Origin of the sequence: Acidovorax benzenivorans (assembly GCF_028680575.1) — a bacterium.
Classification (GTDB): Bacteria; Pseudomonadota; Gammaproteobacteria; order Burkholderiales; family Burkholderiaceae_C; genus Acidovorax; species Acidovorax benzenivorans.
The window spans coordinates 186,806-200,878 of sequence record NZ_JAPCKI010000007.1 but is presented as its reverse complement, the minus strand read 5'-3'; the positions used below and the strand labels follow the sequence as shown (position 1 = coordinate 200,878).

Here is a 14,073-nt window from a genome sequence, read left to right as displayed (position 1 = left end):
GGTGGGGCCGAGGAGGGCTTGATGGGTTCCGTAAACTTGGCCCCTCTTCGTCGTCCCTGAATGCCCGCGCCATGCCCCTCGCCGCTACCCCTTTGTTGTCCACGTTGCTGACTCGCGTGGACGCCGCCATCATCGACCTGGACGGCACCATGGTGGACACCATGGGGGACTTCAACGAGGCGCTCAACCGCATGCTGCGTGAACTGGCGCTGCCATCCATCGCAGCCCAGACGATCGAGCACATGGTGGGCAAGGGCTCGGAGCATTTGCTGCGTTCAGTGCTCCAACATGTGCTGGCGCAGGTAAATTATGCCTCTGTTGCTACTGAAATTGAAGCGTTGTATCCATTGGCCTGGGCCAGCTACCAGCGCCACTATCTGGCCGTCAATGGCCAGTACGCCGGGGTGTATGACGGTGTGCTGGCGGGGCTCCAGGCGCTGCAGGCCCGGGGTTTGCGGCTCGCCTGCCTGACCAACAAGCCCCGGGACTTTGCACTGCCCCTGTTGCAGTCCAAGGGGCTCGGCGGGTATTTCGAGAAAGTCTTCGGCGGCGACTCGTTCGAGCGCAAGAAGCCCGACCCGCTGCCGCTGCTCAAGACCTGCGAAGCCTTGGGCACGGACCCCGCGCGCACGCTGATGGTGGGCGACTCCAGCAACGATGCGCAGGCGGCGCGGGCCGCAGGGTGCCCTGTGGTGCTGGTCACCTATGGCTACAACCACGGCCAGCCTGTGCGGGCTGTCGATGCCGATGGTTTTGTGGATTCGCTCGCGCAGTTGGTGTAGCAGTCAGGCTGTCCGCCGACAGCCGTGCCCCCATCAGACCGTGAGCTGGCGTGGAGCCACGCTGCGGTAGTCCAGTCGGGATGCGCTGGGGGCACCGTTGCGCACATTCGCGGGGGCGGCGTTGCCAGGGTGTTCCGCCTGGCCCGACAGGCGGAACACCGCCACGGCGTCCACCAGCTGTCCGGCCTGGGTCTTGAGGCTGTCGGCGGCGGCGGCGCTTTGCTCCACCAGGGCGGCGTTCTGCTGGGTGGCCTGGTCCATCTGGGTGATCGCCTCGCCAACTTGCGAGACGCCCTGACTTTGTTCGCCGCTGGCGGCGCTGATCTCTCCCATGATGTCGGTCACGCGGCGGATGGCGCTGACCACTTCGGTCATCGTGGTGCCCGCCTTGTCCACCAGCGCCGTGCCGCGCTCCACACGCTCCACGCTGGTATCGATCAGGCCCTTGATCTCCTTAGCGGCCTCGGCACTGCGCTGGGCCAGGTTGCGCACCTCACCGGCCACCACGGCAAAGCCCCGGCCCTGCTCGCCCGCACGGGCGGCCTCCACGGCGGCGTTCAGCGCCAGGATGTTGGTCTGGAAGGCGATGCCGTCGATCACGCTGATGATGTCGGCGATCTTGCGGCTGCTGTCGTTGATACCCTTCATGGTGTCCACCACCTCGGCCACCACGTCGCCGCCCTGCTGGGCCACGGTGGATGCACTCATGGCCAACTGGTTGGCGGTGCGGGCGTTGTCGGCGTTCTGGCGCACGGTGGAGCCCAGCTCCTCCATGGACGCGGCGGTTTCTTCCAGCGCGCTGGCCTGCTGTTCAGTGCGGGCACTCAGGTCGTTGTTGCCCGATGCAATCTCAGCGCTGGCCGTGGCCACGCCCTCGGCGCTGTAGCGCACGTTGCCCACGATGGTGGCCAGGCGTGACTGCATGGTGGACAACGCCTGCAGCAGCTGGCCGGTTTCGTCGTTGCCGCTGGCGGCGATGGGGTGGGTCAGGTCACCGTCGGCAATGCTTTCTGCGGCCTGCTGGCCCTGCTGCAAGGGGCGCACGATGGAGCGGGTGACTGTCAGGCCCATCAATGCCCCCAGCGCCACAGCGACCAGCGTGCCCACGCCCAGCAGCACCTGGCTGGCCTTGGCCAGCGTGGATGTGTCCGCCTGGCTTTCGGCCAGTTGGGCGGCCATGGTCTTGCGCAGATCGTCGAGCGACTTCAGGTACTGGTCGGCCAGCGGGCGCAGGTCCTTGTCCACCAGGGTTGGCACGTTGGGTTCGCCACCACGGTGCAGTTCGCGGATTTCGGTGAGCTTGTCGTTGTACGCCTTGCGGGCCGCTGCAATGGCGGTGAGAAGGCCTTTTGCCTGATCGCTTTGCACCAGTGCCTCAATGCGCTTGACCTTGGCCTCCATGCCCGTGGCCGTGGCTTGGGTGTCGGCTGTGAGCTTATCCATGTAGTCGCGGTCGATGGCCTTGAGGAAGGCCTCCGTGCGCACCCAGTTCAGGCGGATGTCCGACGCCCAGTCTTCCACCAGCGTCTGTTGCTCTATTTCTTGTGTGGCCACACGTTCGCTGGCGTTTTGCAGGTTGGCAATGCGCCACATGCCGGTGGCGGCGATGAGGGCGGTAATGAGCAGGATGGCGCCAAAGGATGCGCCCAGGCGCAGGCCGACGGAGAGGTGGCTGAGTTTCATGGTGGTGTCTGGCGCGAAAGATGTCTGGGGACAGAAGAGGGGCGCGTTACAGACGGCTCGTTGCGTGGCGCGGGTAGCGCGAAAAGCTCGGTTCAGCCGTGGCCTTGCATGCTGTGGGTGGCGCGCAGTGCAAGGTTCGTTGTTGCGTCAAGAAAAAAGCGAGGAATGAAAAGCTGGGGGCAATGGGAAGGACGGTATGGGGTCGGCAAAGGCTACTCCCCGGTAGGAGACGCGTCTGTCGGGCGTGCGACAGCGCGGAGCCGGGGTGCGTCGCGGTTTGCCCTGCGCTCGGAATCAGGCGGGTTTGCCCAGCAGGGCGTCCTTGAGCTTCCAGTCCGCCGGCGCATTGCCCAGCCAGATGCCCAGCAGGGCGTTGAAGAACTCGGGTTCCTTGAACGGCTCTCCCTGCGGCTTGCCCTTGACGGTGATCACGGTGCCCGTGCCGGGAATCCAGTCGATCTGGAACTGGTCGCCCGCCACCAGCTTCTTGTGGTCCGAGAAGATCTGGCTCATGCGCAGCACACCGGGGATGAGCTTGGAGAACGCCGCGCGGTCCATGTTGTCCTCCATGCCGCGCGAGAACAGCTTGCCCAGCTCGGTGGAATCGATATCGCGCAGCATGGTGATGCTCATGCGCTTGGGGCCCTTCTGGGCCGCGATGTCGGCGAGTGTGCCGACTTTCTTTTCGAGATAAAGCCCTGCTGTGTACACCTTGAACACTGCCTTGTAGCGCACCCCTGCGCCGTTGAGCTGCAGGGTGCTGCCGCTCAGGCTGGCGGTTTCTTCGTATTTCACGTCGGCCACGGTAATGGGCTGGGCAATGGCACTGGCTGCCAACAAGCAGGCTCCGGCCATCACAGCGCATCGCGTCAGGAATTTCATGCGCAGCTCCTAAAAAAGAACGGTCGTTCGTTTCAAATTGTTGCAGCGCTCCTGTCGGGCCGCAACAGGGTTTTCGAGTGGTTGTGTGACCTCGTGCCGGATCGCTGGCACCGGGCTGCCAAAAAAGCTTTGCTACACTTTGCCCTATGTTCATTCATCACGTGTTCATCACAGGTTGCAGCGACCGGGGAGCCTGGCCCTGGCGTCAGCCTGTCCTTTTGAACGCCTGATGGCACCTGGGCAAACGCCCCAGCGTGCACCCGTGGCCTCTACCCCGATGCGGTGAGGCCGATTGAATGGACCGCAGCGCCCCTTTTTGTCATTGCACAGGGACACGCGCTGCGACAGCTGGGAGCCCTCCCCGTGATCACAGAACTTGAATTCAAAAGCCTGGCCAGCGAAGGCTACAACCGCATTCCGCTCATGGTCGAGGCCTTTGCGGACCTGGAAACCCCGCTCTCGCTCTACCTGAAGCTGGCGCACACCAAGGACGGCGGCAAGCACAGCTTTCTGCTCGAATCCGTGGTGGGCGGTGAGCGCTTCGGGCGCTACAGCTTCATCGGCCTGCCCGCGCGCACCCTGCTGCGCGCCAGCGGCTTTGGCTCTAAGGCCAAGACCGAGGTCGTGACCGACGGCCAGGTGGTAGAGACCGCGCAAGGCAACCCGCTCGACTTCATCGAGGCCTACCAAAAACGCTTCAAGGTGGCACTGCGCCCCGGCCTGCCGCGCTTTTGTGGTGGCCTGGCGGGCTACTTTGGCTACGACGCGGTGCGCTACATCGAAAAGAAGCTGGAGACCACCTGCCCACCCGACACGCTGGGTTGCCCCGACATCCTGCTGCTGCAGTGCGAGGAGCTGGCCGTCATCGACAACCTCTCGGGCAAGCTCTACCTCATTGTGTACGCCGACCCGGCCCAGCCCGAGGCGTACGCCAAGGCCAAGAAGCGCCTGCGCGAGTTGAAAGACCAGCTCAAGTATTCGGTGAGCGCCCCCGTGGTCAAGGCCACCGAAAGCCACCCCGCCCAGCGCGACTTTGCCAAGGCCGACTACCTGGCCGCCGTGGACCGCGCCAAGGAGCTGATTGCCGCCGGTGACTTTATGCAGGTGCAGGTCGGTCAACGCATCCACAAGCGCTACACCGAAAGCCCCCTCTCCCTGTACCGCGCGCTGCGTTCGCTGAACCCTTCGCCGTACATGTACTTCTACGACTTTGGCGACTTCCATGTGGTGGGCGCCAGCCCCGAGATCCTGGTGCGCCAGGAAAAGACCGAAGAGGGCACCAAGGTCACCATCCGCCCCCTGGCCGGAACCCGCCCGCGTGGCGCCACGCCCGAGAAGGACAAGGCCACCGAGGTCGAGCTCATCAACGACCCCAAGGAGCGCGCTGAGCACGTGATGCTGATCGACCTGGCGCGCAACGACATCGGCCGCATCGCCAAAACCGGCACCGTGAAGGTGACCGAGGCCTTTGCGGTGGAGCGCTACAGCCACGTGATGCACATCGTGAGCAACGTGGAAGGCATCCTGCACGACGGCATGACCAGCATGGACGTGCTCAAGGCCACGTTCCCCGCAGGCACGCTGACCGGTGCGCCCAAGGTGCACGCCATGGAACTGATTGATCAGCTCGAACCCACCAAGCGCGGCCTGTACGGCGGCGCCTGTGGTTACTTGAGCTACGCGGGTGACATGGATGTGGCCATTGCGATCCGTACCGGCATCATCAAGAACGGCACGCTCTATGTGCAGGCCGCCGCTGGCGTGGTGGCCGATTCGGTGCCCGAGCTGGAGTGGAAGGAGACCGAACACAAGGCCCGCGCCCTGCTGCGCGCCGCCGAGCTGGTCGAGGAGGGGCTGGAATGACAACCCGTGACCCCAAGGCCATTGCCAAAGTGAAGGCCTGCACCACCATGCAGGACGTGCGCCGCGAAGTGAACGCGCTGGACGACGTGCTGGTGCCCCTGCTGGTGGAGCGCGTGGGCTACATGACCCAGGCCGCCCGCATCAAGCAAGGTGTGGAACAGGTGCGCGATGAAGCGCGCATCGAAGCCATCGTGGCCCGCGTGCGTGAGCGCGCCCAGGCCGAAGGCGGCGACGCCGATGTGATGGAAGCCATCTACCGCAGCCTCATGGAAGCCTGCATTGCCTATGAACACCGCGAGTTCGCCCGTCTGCGCGAGCCCGCCCTTGCCGGGAGCGCCGCATGACAAAACTCTTGATGGTCGATAACTACGACAGCTTCACCTACAACATCGTCCAGTATTTTGGTGAACTGGGCGCCGATGTGGCCGTGTTCCGCAACGACGAGATCACCGTGGCGGAGATCGAGGCGCGACTGACTGCAGGCCAACTTGATCGTCTGGTCATCTCGCCCGGCCCTTGTTCACCGGCAGAGGCAGGTATCTCGGTGGCAGCGATTCAGCACTTTGCGGGCAAGTTGCCCATCCTGGGTGTGTGCCTGGGCCATCAGGCCATTGGTGCTGCGTTTGGCGGCAACATCATCCGCGCGCAGGAGCTGATGCACGGCAAGACCAGCGTCATCACCACCACGCAAAAGGGTGTGTTTGCGGGTTTGCCCGAGCAATTCACCGTCAACCGCTACCACTCGCTGGCCATCGAACGTGCCACTTGCCCTGATGTGTTGGAAGTGACGGCCTGGACGGAAGACGGCGAGATCATGGGCGTGCGCCACAAGACGCTGGCGATTGAGGGCGTGCAGTTCCACCCTGAAAGCATCCTTACCGAACACGGCCACGCCATGCTGAAGAACTTTCTGGAGCAGCGCGCATGAACTTCATCGACAGCCACCAACTGGTGATGTTCATCGCCGCAGGCTGGCTGCTGAATCTCACACCCGGGCCTGATGTGCTCTACATCGTGACCAACGCACTCAAGTCCGGCACACGTGCGGGCATCGTGGCGGGGCTGGGCATTACGGCCGGTTGTTTTGTGCACATCTTTGCGGCCGCTGTGGGCGTGGGCGCGCTCTTGGCCGCATCGGCTACGGCGTTCACCGTGCTCAAGTGGATCGGCGCGGCGTACCTGATGTGGATGGGCGTGCGCATGCTGCTGTCCAAGCCCGGCGCTGACGGGGGCAACAGTGCTGCCCTGGCGGCTGCGCAGGCGACCCCTGCGCAGCACACGCCGCTGCGCAAGGTGTTTCTGGGCGGCTTCTGGACCAATGTGCTCAACCCCAAGGTCGCCATCTTCTTTCTGGCCTTTGTGCCGCAGTTCATCGCGCCGGGTGCGGACAACAAGGCGCTGGCCTTTGTGCTGCTGGGCGTGCTGTTCAATGTGAACGCCATCCCCGTCAACGTGGGCTGGGCGCTGGCCGCGTCGTGGATGGCGCGGCGCGCCACGGTCATTCAGCGCAGCATGCACTGGCTGGACCGCGTGGCGGGTGCCATGTTCATCGGCTTCGGACTCAAGCTGGCCTTTACTGATCAACCGGCGGCTTGAACGCCACCCTAGGAGACACCGTTATGCCCATCACCCCCCAGGAAGCGCTGCAGCGCACCATCGAGCACCGCGAAATTTTCCACGACGAGATGCTGCACCTGATGCGGCTCATCATGCAGGGCGAACTCTCGCCGGTCATGACCGCATCCATCCTCACCGGCCTGCGCGTGAAGAAGGAAACCATCGGCGAGATCACCGCCGCCGCGCAGGTGATGCGCGAGTTCAGCACCAAGGTGCACGTCAAGGACGCGACCCACATGGTGGACATCGTGGGCACGGGCGGCGACGGTGCCAACACCTTCAACATCTCCACCTGCTCGATGTTCGTGGCCGCAGCAGCGGGCGCCAAGGTCAGCAAACATGGCGGACGCGGTGTGTCGAGCAAGAGCGGCAGTGCTGATGTGATGGAGGCCCTGGGCATCCACATCAACCTCAAGCCCGAGCAGATCGCCCAGTGCATTGCTGAAGTCGGCATCGGCTTCATGTTTGCGCCCAATCACCACCCCGCCATGAAGAACGTGGCCCCGGTGCGCAAGGAGCTGGGCGTGCGCACCATCTTCAACATCCTGGGCCCGCTCACCAACCCGGCGGGCGCACCCAACATCCTGATGGGCGTGTTCCACCCCGACCTCGTGGGCATCCAGGTGCGCGCGTTGCAGCGCCTGGGCGCTGAGCACGCGCTGGTGGTCTACGGCCGCGACGGCATGGACGAAGTCAGCCTGGGCGCTGCCACGCTGGTGGGCGAGCTGAAGAACGGCCAGATCACCGAATACGAAATCCACCCCGAAGACTTCGGCCTCCCCATGGCGAGCAACCGCGCGCTCAAGGTCGAAACGCCCGAGCAATCGCGCGAGATGCTGATCGGCGTGCTCAAGGGCGAGCCCGGCGCCGCGCAGGACATCGTCTGCTTGAACGCGGGTGTGGCGCTGTACGCGGCCAATGTGGTCGATTCCATCCCCGGCGGCATTGCCAAGGCACGTGCTGCCATTGCCTCTGGTGCCGCGCTGGCCAAGCTGGAGCAGATGGTCACGCGTACGCACGCGCTGGCCACGTAAGTGTTTTGAGCCTCTCGCGAGCCGCAGCTTGACCTATATGGCGTCCATACCCCGACAACGCAGTCTTGCGGGGTGGGTCGCAGCGATCGAGCAGCAGCCCAAAGTGTGGTTGCCCTTGAGCCTGGGAGGAATCAGCCTCCCTGACCTGACAACCCTCATCTCTTTCTCCGGCTTCGCTGTGCTGGTTCTCCTGGCCGTGCTATTGATGACTTTTGACGTGCGGGCTGAGAATCTCTGGTTAGTTTTTTGGTCGGTGGGTATGGTTGCGACCGTTTGTATGACGGTGATGCTACGGCGGAAATTTATCCGCAGGAAGTCGCAAGGGTGGGTCCTCGATTTTCATCAGCGTACGCTGACGCCTGTGGGCATGAATGAACAAAGCACGATCAAACTGGAGTCTGTTCACAGTCTTAGTTGGGCAATCTTGGACACAAGCGATACGAACGAAGTCTGGTTTAGCCTCGTACTGCATCGGGAGCCCACGGATGTCGATGTGACCTTGACTCAGGTTGCGGTGCAACGAGGATCTCGGCGAGAAACGGCATTGACCGACAGATGTTTGGACCGGTTGATTGGGCGTCTGGGGCTAAGGTATCCGAGTTCCTCGCGGATGAAACGAGCCTCTGCAAGACTATTTGGAGCCTGAATATCTTGCTCTTCAGGTCACGATGTAAGTGTCGGTTCGGCACAGTTTGTATTTCTATTTGAAGGTTCCCTATGAGCGACATCCTCAACAAGATCGTGGCCGTCAAACACGAAGAAGTGGCCGCTGCCAAAAAGCGCCTGCCGCTACCCGCCATGCGCGCCGATGCCGAGAGCCGCGTGCTCACGCGCGACTTTGAAGGCGCACTGCGGGCCAAGATCGCCAAGGGCCAGGCGGCAGTGATTGCCGAGATCAAGAAGGCCAGCCCCAGCAAGGGCGTGCTGCGCGCCGACTTCGAGCCCGCCGACATCGCCCAAAGCTACATGGAAGGCGACGGCAAGGTCAGCGCTGCCTGCCTGTCAGTGCTGACCGACCGGCAGTTCTTTCAGGGCCAGCCCGACTATCTGAAACAAGCCCGCGCCAGCACGTTGCTGCCTGTGCTGCGCAAGGATTTCATGGTGGACGCGTACCAGATCTACGAATCGCGCGCCATGGGCGCCGATGCCATCTTGCTGATTGCGGCCAGCCTGGACGACGCCCAGATGGCCGACTTCGAGGCCATTGCCCGTGGCCTGGACATGGCGGTGCTGGTGGAGGTGCATGACCGCCCCGAACTGGAGCGGGCGCTGAAGCTCAAGACCCCGCTGGTCGGCATCAACAACCGCAACCTGCGCACGTTCGAGGTGACGCTGGACACGACGCTCTCCATGTTGAAGGACGTACCGCCAGACCGTTTGCTGGTCACCGAGTCCGGCATCCTCAAGCCCCAGGACGTGAAGACCATGCGCGATGCGGGTGTGCACGCCTTCCTGGTGGGCGAGGCCTTCATGCGGGCGGATGACCCAGGCCTGGCGCTGGCCAAGTTGTTTGCTTGAGGTTGTTGTCGCTATTGTTTTTATAGCTGTTGGCGCTTATCCATAAAGCGCTTGAGGCCATTTTTGCCATGAATTTATCGGTTCAGCCCTCCACCCAGCTCCAAAGCGCCAACCCCGCCGACTGGCCTGTGGCGCCCGGCTGGCAGCCTTTGGTGGACGCCTTTTTTGACGGTGCCCGTGGGCAGGCGTTGCTCGCGTTCTTGCAAACACGGCTGCAGGCGGGCACGGCGATTTTTCCGCCCCAGCCGCTGCGCGCGCTGGAGCTGACGCCACCTGAGGATGTGCGCGTGGTCATCCTGGGGCAGGACCCATACCACGGTCGGGGCCAGGCCGAGGGGTTGGCGTTTTCGGTGGCGCCGGGCGTGCGCCTGCCGCCCTCGCTGCAGAACATCTTCAAGGAAATGCAGCGCGACCTGGGGGTGGCCTTCCCACCGTTTCCGAACCCAGGCGGCAGCCTGACCAAGTGGGCGAAAAACGGGGTGCTGCTGCTCAACACCGGCCTCACGGTAGAAGAAGGCCAGGCCGCCAGCCATGCGGGCAAGGGGTGGGAGGAGCTGACCGACGCCGTCATCCGCCATGTGGCTGAAGGCCCACGCCCGGTGGTGTTCATGCTTTGGGGCTCGCACGCACAGTCCAAACGCGCCTGGATTCCGTCAGACCGGGGGCACCTGGTGCTCACGTCCAACCACCCATCGCCGCTGTCGGCGCTGCGCCCGCCCGTGCCTTTCATTGGCAACGGGCATTTCAGCCAGGCGCGGGATTTCCGCCAGCAGCACGGCTACTGAGCGGCCTTCCCTTCACCCGAGCCCTGGCAGTTGCTCCTTGAGCAACTCCAGAAACGCCTGCGCCGCCACCGGCAGGCTGCGCCCCGCCAGGGTCTGGATCTCGATGTCGCGCAGGTCCATGCCGGGGTCGCTGATGGGCAGGGCCACGATGGTGCGGTCGGCCACCATGTGGCGCACTGCGATTTCGCTGGCCACCGACAGGCCACCCCCCAGTTGCACAAAGTTGACCACCGTCTTGGCATGGTTGCTGATGAGCACGGCCGTGAGCTGCAGGCCCTGGCGGCTGCAGACGATGTCGATCATCTGGCGCACCGTGGTTTCGGCGGGGGGCAGGGCCAGTGGGTACTCGGCCATCTGTGCCAGGGTCACGCTGTCTGCGTTGGCCAGCGGGTGGCCGGGCGGCAGCAGGGCCAGCACCGGTGCGCTCTGGCGGTAGGCCACCTCGATGTCCTTGTGCGGCGCGCGGCTGAAGCACAGGCCGATGTCGGCCGCGCCACTGCGCACGGCATCGGGCACCTGGGCTGTGGGCCGTGCGATCACGCTGAACTGCACGCCCACATGGGTGCGCTGGAATTCAACACACAGGCGCGGCACCAGTTCGTTGGCAAACGCGTCGGACGTGGCCAGCCGCACCTGCCCGGCGCGCAGGCCCTGCAATGCGCCGATCTCGCCCAGGGCGCGTTCGGCGTCCAGCACCGTGCGGCGCGCGTGCACGGCCAAAATCTCTCCCGCCGCCGTCAGCACCATGCCGCGCGGGTGGCGCTCGAACAGCGGCGTGCCCAGCTGGGCCTCCAGCCCCGCGATCTGGCGGCTCAGCGCCGAGGCGGCCACATGCAGCCGGGCCGATGCCTCGGTGAGCGAGCCGCTCTGCGCCACTTCCAGAAAGTAGCGCAGGGTGGTGTCTTGCAGCAGGTCAGGGCGCATGCGGGTGGTTCTGAGGGGGAAGCACTCAGTATCCTTCGGTTTGCCGCTATGGCAAAGCAGATTGCCAAAATGCTGGTGGTCAAGCAAGGCACAGATTCCTAAGATGGCCCCACTCTCTGTGGTTCGATTTCTTTGCTGGAGTGCTGTGTATGCGTCTACTTTCGTGGGGCCGTGGTGTCTGGGGCTTGGCCAGCCTGCTGGTGGTGGCGTCTGCCGCGCATGCGCAAGCCAACTGGCCTGACCGCCCCGTGCGGGTGATCGTGCCCTTCCCGGCCAGTGGCGCGACCGACCTGGTGGCCCGCGTGGTCACGCAGCGTGTGGCGGCCGACCTGGGGCAGCAGCTGGTGGTGGACAACAAGCCTGGCGCGGGCGGCACCCTGGGCACGGCCGAGGCGGCCAAAGCCCAGGCCGACGGCTACACCCTGCTGCTGACGACCAGCAGCACACACGCCATCTCGCCCCACCTGATGCCCAAGCTGGCCTACGACCCGCGCAAGGACTTCACCCCCGTGGCCCATGTGGCTGACGCACCCAGCGTGCTGCTGGTCACCAACTCGCTGCCGGTCAAGACCGTGGGCGAACTCATCGCCTACGCCAAGGCCCACCCTGGCAAGCTCAACTACGCCACCAGCGGCAACGGCACCATCGTGCACCTGAACACCGCCGCCTTCAGCGCCCAGGCGGGGGTGGAGATGACCCACATCCCCTACAAGGGCACGGCGCTGGCCATTCCAGACCTGATCGCCGGGCAGACGCATGTGCTGTTCGACTCCCTGCCCACCGGCATGCCCCACGCCAAGGCCGGCCGCCTGCGCGCCCTGGCCGTGACCAGCGAAAAGCGCAGCACGCTGGCGCCCGAGTTGCCCACGCTGGCCGAATCCGGCCTGCCCGGTTATTCGTCGGTGACCTGGTTCGGCGTGTACCTGCCTGCCGGGGCGCCGCCCGCGCTGGTCGAGAAGGTGCACAAGGCCTTCGCCAAGGCTGTGCAGGCGCCCGAAGTGGCCGAGAGCCTGGCCAAGCTGGGCGTGGAGCCCGCCGCGCCGCGCACGCCCGCGCAGTTCGCTGCGATGGTGCAGGCTGACAGCAACCGTTGGGCCACCGTGATCCGTCAACACAAGATAAGCATTGAATAATCCCCTTTGAGGCGCTGCGCGCCTTCTCCCCGCTCTCACACCGCTGCGCGATGCGGGCGAGGGGACGACGCCCTCGGTGCGGGGCGGCCCTTCCTCGGCGTCACTCGCTTTGCGCCGCGCCGGTGTCATACAGCCCGCCCTGTGCGGGGCAACAGAGTCAGAACGCCATGAATACCCCATCCCTCGACTGGTCCCTTCCTTATTCTTCGCACCGCAGTGCGGTCATGGGCCGCAACGTGGTCTCCACCTCGCAGCCGCTGGCCGCGCAGGCGGGCCTGCGCATGCTGCTGGCTGGCGGCAATGCGGTGGACGCTGCCCTGGCGGCCGCCATGGCGCTCACGGTGGTCGAGCCCACGGGCTGCGGCCTGGGTAGCGATGGGTTTGCCATCGTGTGGGACGGCAAGGAACTGCACGGCCTCAATGCCTCGGGGCGCTCGCCAGCGGCCTGGACGCCGGAGTATTTTGAAAAGCTGGGCGGCATCCCCGAAACGGGCTGGAACGCCGTCACCGTGCCAGGCGCTGTGTCGGCCTGGGTGGCACTGTCCAAGCGCTTGGGCAAGCTGCCGTTTGCGCAGCTGGCCCAGCCAGCCATCGACTACGCGCGCAACGGTTTTCCGGTGTCGCCCACCATTGCCCGCCTCTGGGCGTTGGGCGCGGCCAAGCTGGGGGCGCAGCCTGGGTTTGCCGAATGTTTCATGCCGAATGGTCGTGTTCCCCAGGCGGGGGAGATCTTCCGCAGCGAAGCCCACGCCCGCACGCTGGAGCTGATCGCCGAGACCGAGGGCGAGGCCTTCTACCGGGGCGTGATCGCCGAGCGCATCGTGGAGCATTCGCAGGCGAATGGCGGCGCCATGACGCTGCCCGATCTGGCCGGGCACCAGGCCGATTGGGTGGGCACCATTCACCAGCGCTTTGGTGATTCGGTGGTCCATGAGATCCCGCCCAACGGTCAGGGCATTGCAGCACTGATGGCGCTGGGCATGCTCGACGCGCATGGCATCGGGGCGCACCCGGTGGACGATGTGGAGACGGTGCACGCCAGCATCGAGGCCATGAAGCTCGCGTTTGCCGACCTGCACCAATACAACGCCGACATCGACGCCATGCAGGTGGCGCCGCGTGACCTGCTCGACGCCGACTACCTGCGCGGCCGCGCTGCCCTCATCGACCGCGAGCACGCGGGCGACCCAGGGCACGGCGCTCCCCGCCCTGGTGGCACGGTGTACCTGGCGGCGGCAGATAGCCAGGGCATGATGGTGTCGTTCATCCAGTCCAACTACATGGGCTTTGGTTCGGGTGTGGTGGTGCCGGGCACCGGCATCAGCCTGCAGAACCGGGGCCATGGCTTCAACCTCACGCCCGGCCACGCCAATCAGGTGGCGCCGCGCAAGCGCCCCTCGCACACCATCATCCCGGCCTTTGCCATGCATGCCGACGGCACGCCGCAGATGGCGTTCGGCGTGATGGGCGGCCCCATGCAAAGCCAGGGCCATACCCAGATGGCGCTGCGCGTGCTGCGCTACGGCCAGAACCCGCAGGCCGCTGCCGACGCGCCGCGCTGGCGCGTGACAGGCGGCAAGGGCGTGGCCGTGGAGTCGGGCTTCGACCCCGCCGTGATCGCCGCGCTGCGCGCGCGCGGGCACGAGGTGACGGTGGAAGAAGGCAACGGCGTGTTCGCCTTTGGCGGTGCTCAACTGGTGCTGCGCAATGGCAACAGCTACATCGCTGGCTCCGACCCGCGCAAGGATGGGCACGCGGTGGCGTTCTGACGAACGTTGGGCTCCGCGCCCTTTGTTGGGTTGAATTGCTATAAATTAAATAGCTATTAAGGCATGTTGTATAAGCGCTTCTG

Annotated in this window: 13 protein-coding genes; 10 read left to right on the top strand and 3 right to left on the bottom strand. The window is 64.9% G+C overall.

Going from position 1 to position 14,073, the window contains the following annotated elements:
• The first annotated feature begins 71 nt into the window (after window positions 1–71).
• Window positions 72–782 (top strand): phosphoglycolate phosphatase, encoded by a 711-nt coding sequence (gph, locus tag OIN59_RS14715; protein ID WP_274111572.1) that lies wholly within the window; start codon window positions 72–74, stop codon window positions 780–782.
• A gap of 33 nt (window positions 783–815) precedes the next feature.
• Here gph and OIN59_RS14710 read toward each other — a convergent pair whose 3' ends face one another.
• Together OIN59_RS14710 and OIN59_RS14705 are read right to left on the bottom strand one after the other, a co-directional pair.
• Window positions 816–2,465, bottom strand: coding sequence for a methyl-accepting chemotaxis protein (locus OIN59_RS14710; RefSeq protein ID WP_274111570.1), 1,650 nt, complete (start codon window positions 2,463–2,465; stop codon window positions 816–818).
• A gap of 294 nt (window positions 2,466–2,759) precedes the next feature.
• Entirely contained in the window at window positions 2,760–3,347 is a 588-nt protein-coding gene (locus tag OIN59_RS14705) for a chalcone isomerase family protein (RefSeq protein ID WP_274111568.1), read from the bottom strand.
• 363 nt (window positions 3,348–3,710) lie between these two features.
• Here OIN59_RS14705 and trpE point away from each other — a divergent pair, with 363 nt between their 5' ends.
• The 7 genes from trpE to OIN59_RS14670 all read left to right on the top strand — a co-directional run bounded on the left by trpE (window position 3,711) and on the right by OIN59_RS14670 (window position 10,164).
• Window positions 3,711–5,210 (top strand): anthranilate synthase component I, encoded by a 1,500-nt coding sequence (gene trpE / locus OIN59_RS14700; RefSeq protein WP_274111566.1) that lies wholly within the window; start codon window positions 3,711–3,713, stop codon window positions 5,208–5,210.
• On the top strand, window positions 5,207–5,554 hold the full coding sequence (locus tag OIN59_RS14695; RefSeq protein WP_274111564.1) for a chorismate mutase: 348 nt from the start codon (window positions 5,207–5,209) through the stop codon (window positions 5,552–5,554). The genes trpE and OIN59_RS14695 overlap by 4 nt, the downstream gene beginning before the upstream one ends.
• Complete coding sequence (locus OIN59_RS14690; protein WP_274111562.1) at window positions 5,551–6,138, top strand: aminodeoxychorismate/anthranilate synthase component II; 588 nt, start codon at window positions 5,551–5,553, stop codon at window positions 6,136–6,138. Before OIN59_RS14695 ends, OIN59_RS14690 begins: the two co-directional genes overlap by 4 nt.
• On the top strand, window positions 6,135–6,806 hold the full coding sequence (locus OIN59_RS14685) for a LysE family translocator (protein ID WP_274111560.1): 672 nt from the start codon (window positions 6,135–6,137) through the stop codon (window positions 6,804–6,806). Before OIN59_RS14690 ends, OIN59_RS14685 begins: the two co-directional genes overlap by 4 nt.
• A gap of 23 nt (window positions 6,807–6,829) precedes the next feature.
• Entirely contained in the window at window positions 6,830–7,861 is a 1,032-nt protein-coding gene (trpD, locus tag OIN59_RS14680) for an anthranilate phosphoribosyltransferase (protein ID WP_274111558.1), read from the top strand.
• Between the two features lie 717 nt (window positions 7,862–8,578).
• Window positions 8,579–9,379: an indole-3-glycerol phosphate synthase TrpC gene (trpC, locus tag OIN59_RS14675; protein WP_274111556.1), complete on the top strand. Its 801-nt coding sequence runs from the start codon at window positions 8,579–8,581 to the stop codon at window positions 9,377–9,379.
• A gap of 68 nt (window positions 9,380–9,447) precedes the next feature.
• A complete protein-coding gene (locus tag OIN59_RS14670; protein WP_274111554.1) occupies window positions 9,448–10,164 on the top strand; it encodes a uracil-DNA glycosylase in 717 nt (238 codons plus the stop codon).
• Window positions 10,165–10,176: 12 nt separating this feature from the next.
• Here OIN59_RS14670 and OIN59_RS14665 read toward each other — a convergent pair whose 3' ends face one another.
• Window positions 10,177–11,088 (bottom strand): LysR family transcriptional regulator, encoded by a 912-nt coding sequence (locus OIN59_RS14665; protein WP_274111552.1) that lies wholly within the window; start codon window positions 11,086–11,088, stop codon window positions 10,177–10,179.
• 149 nt (window positions 11,089–11,237) lie between these two features.
• On the opposite strand from OIN59_RS14665, the gene OIN59_RS14660 reads away from it, so the two are divergent.
• Together OIN59_RS14660 and OIN59_RS14655 are read left to right on the top strand one after the other, a co-directional pair.
• On the top strand, window positions 11,238–12,221 hold the full coding sequence (locus tag OIN59_RS14660; protein WP_274111550.1) for a Bug family tripartite tricarboxylate transporter substrate binding protein: 984 nt from the start codon (window positions 11,238–11,240) through the stop codon (window positions 12,219–12,221).
• A 167-nt stretch (window positions 12,222–12,388) separates the two neighbouring features.
• Entirely contained in the window at window positions 12,389–13,990 is a 1,602-nt protein-coding gene (locus OIN59_RS14655; protein WP_274111548.1) for a gamma-glutamyltransferase family protein, read from the top strand.
• Window positions 13,991–14,073 lie beyond the last annotated feature (83 nt).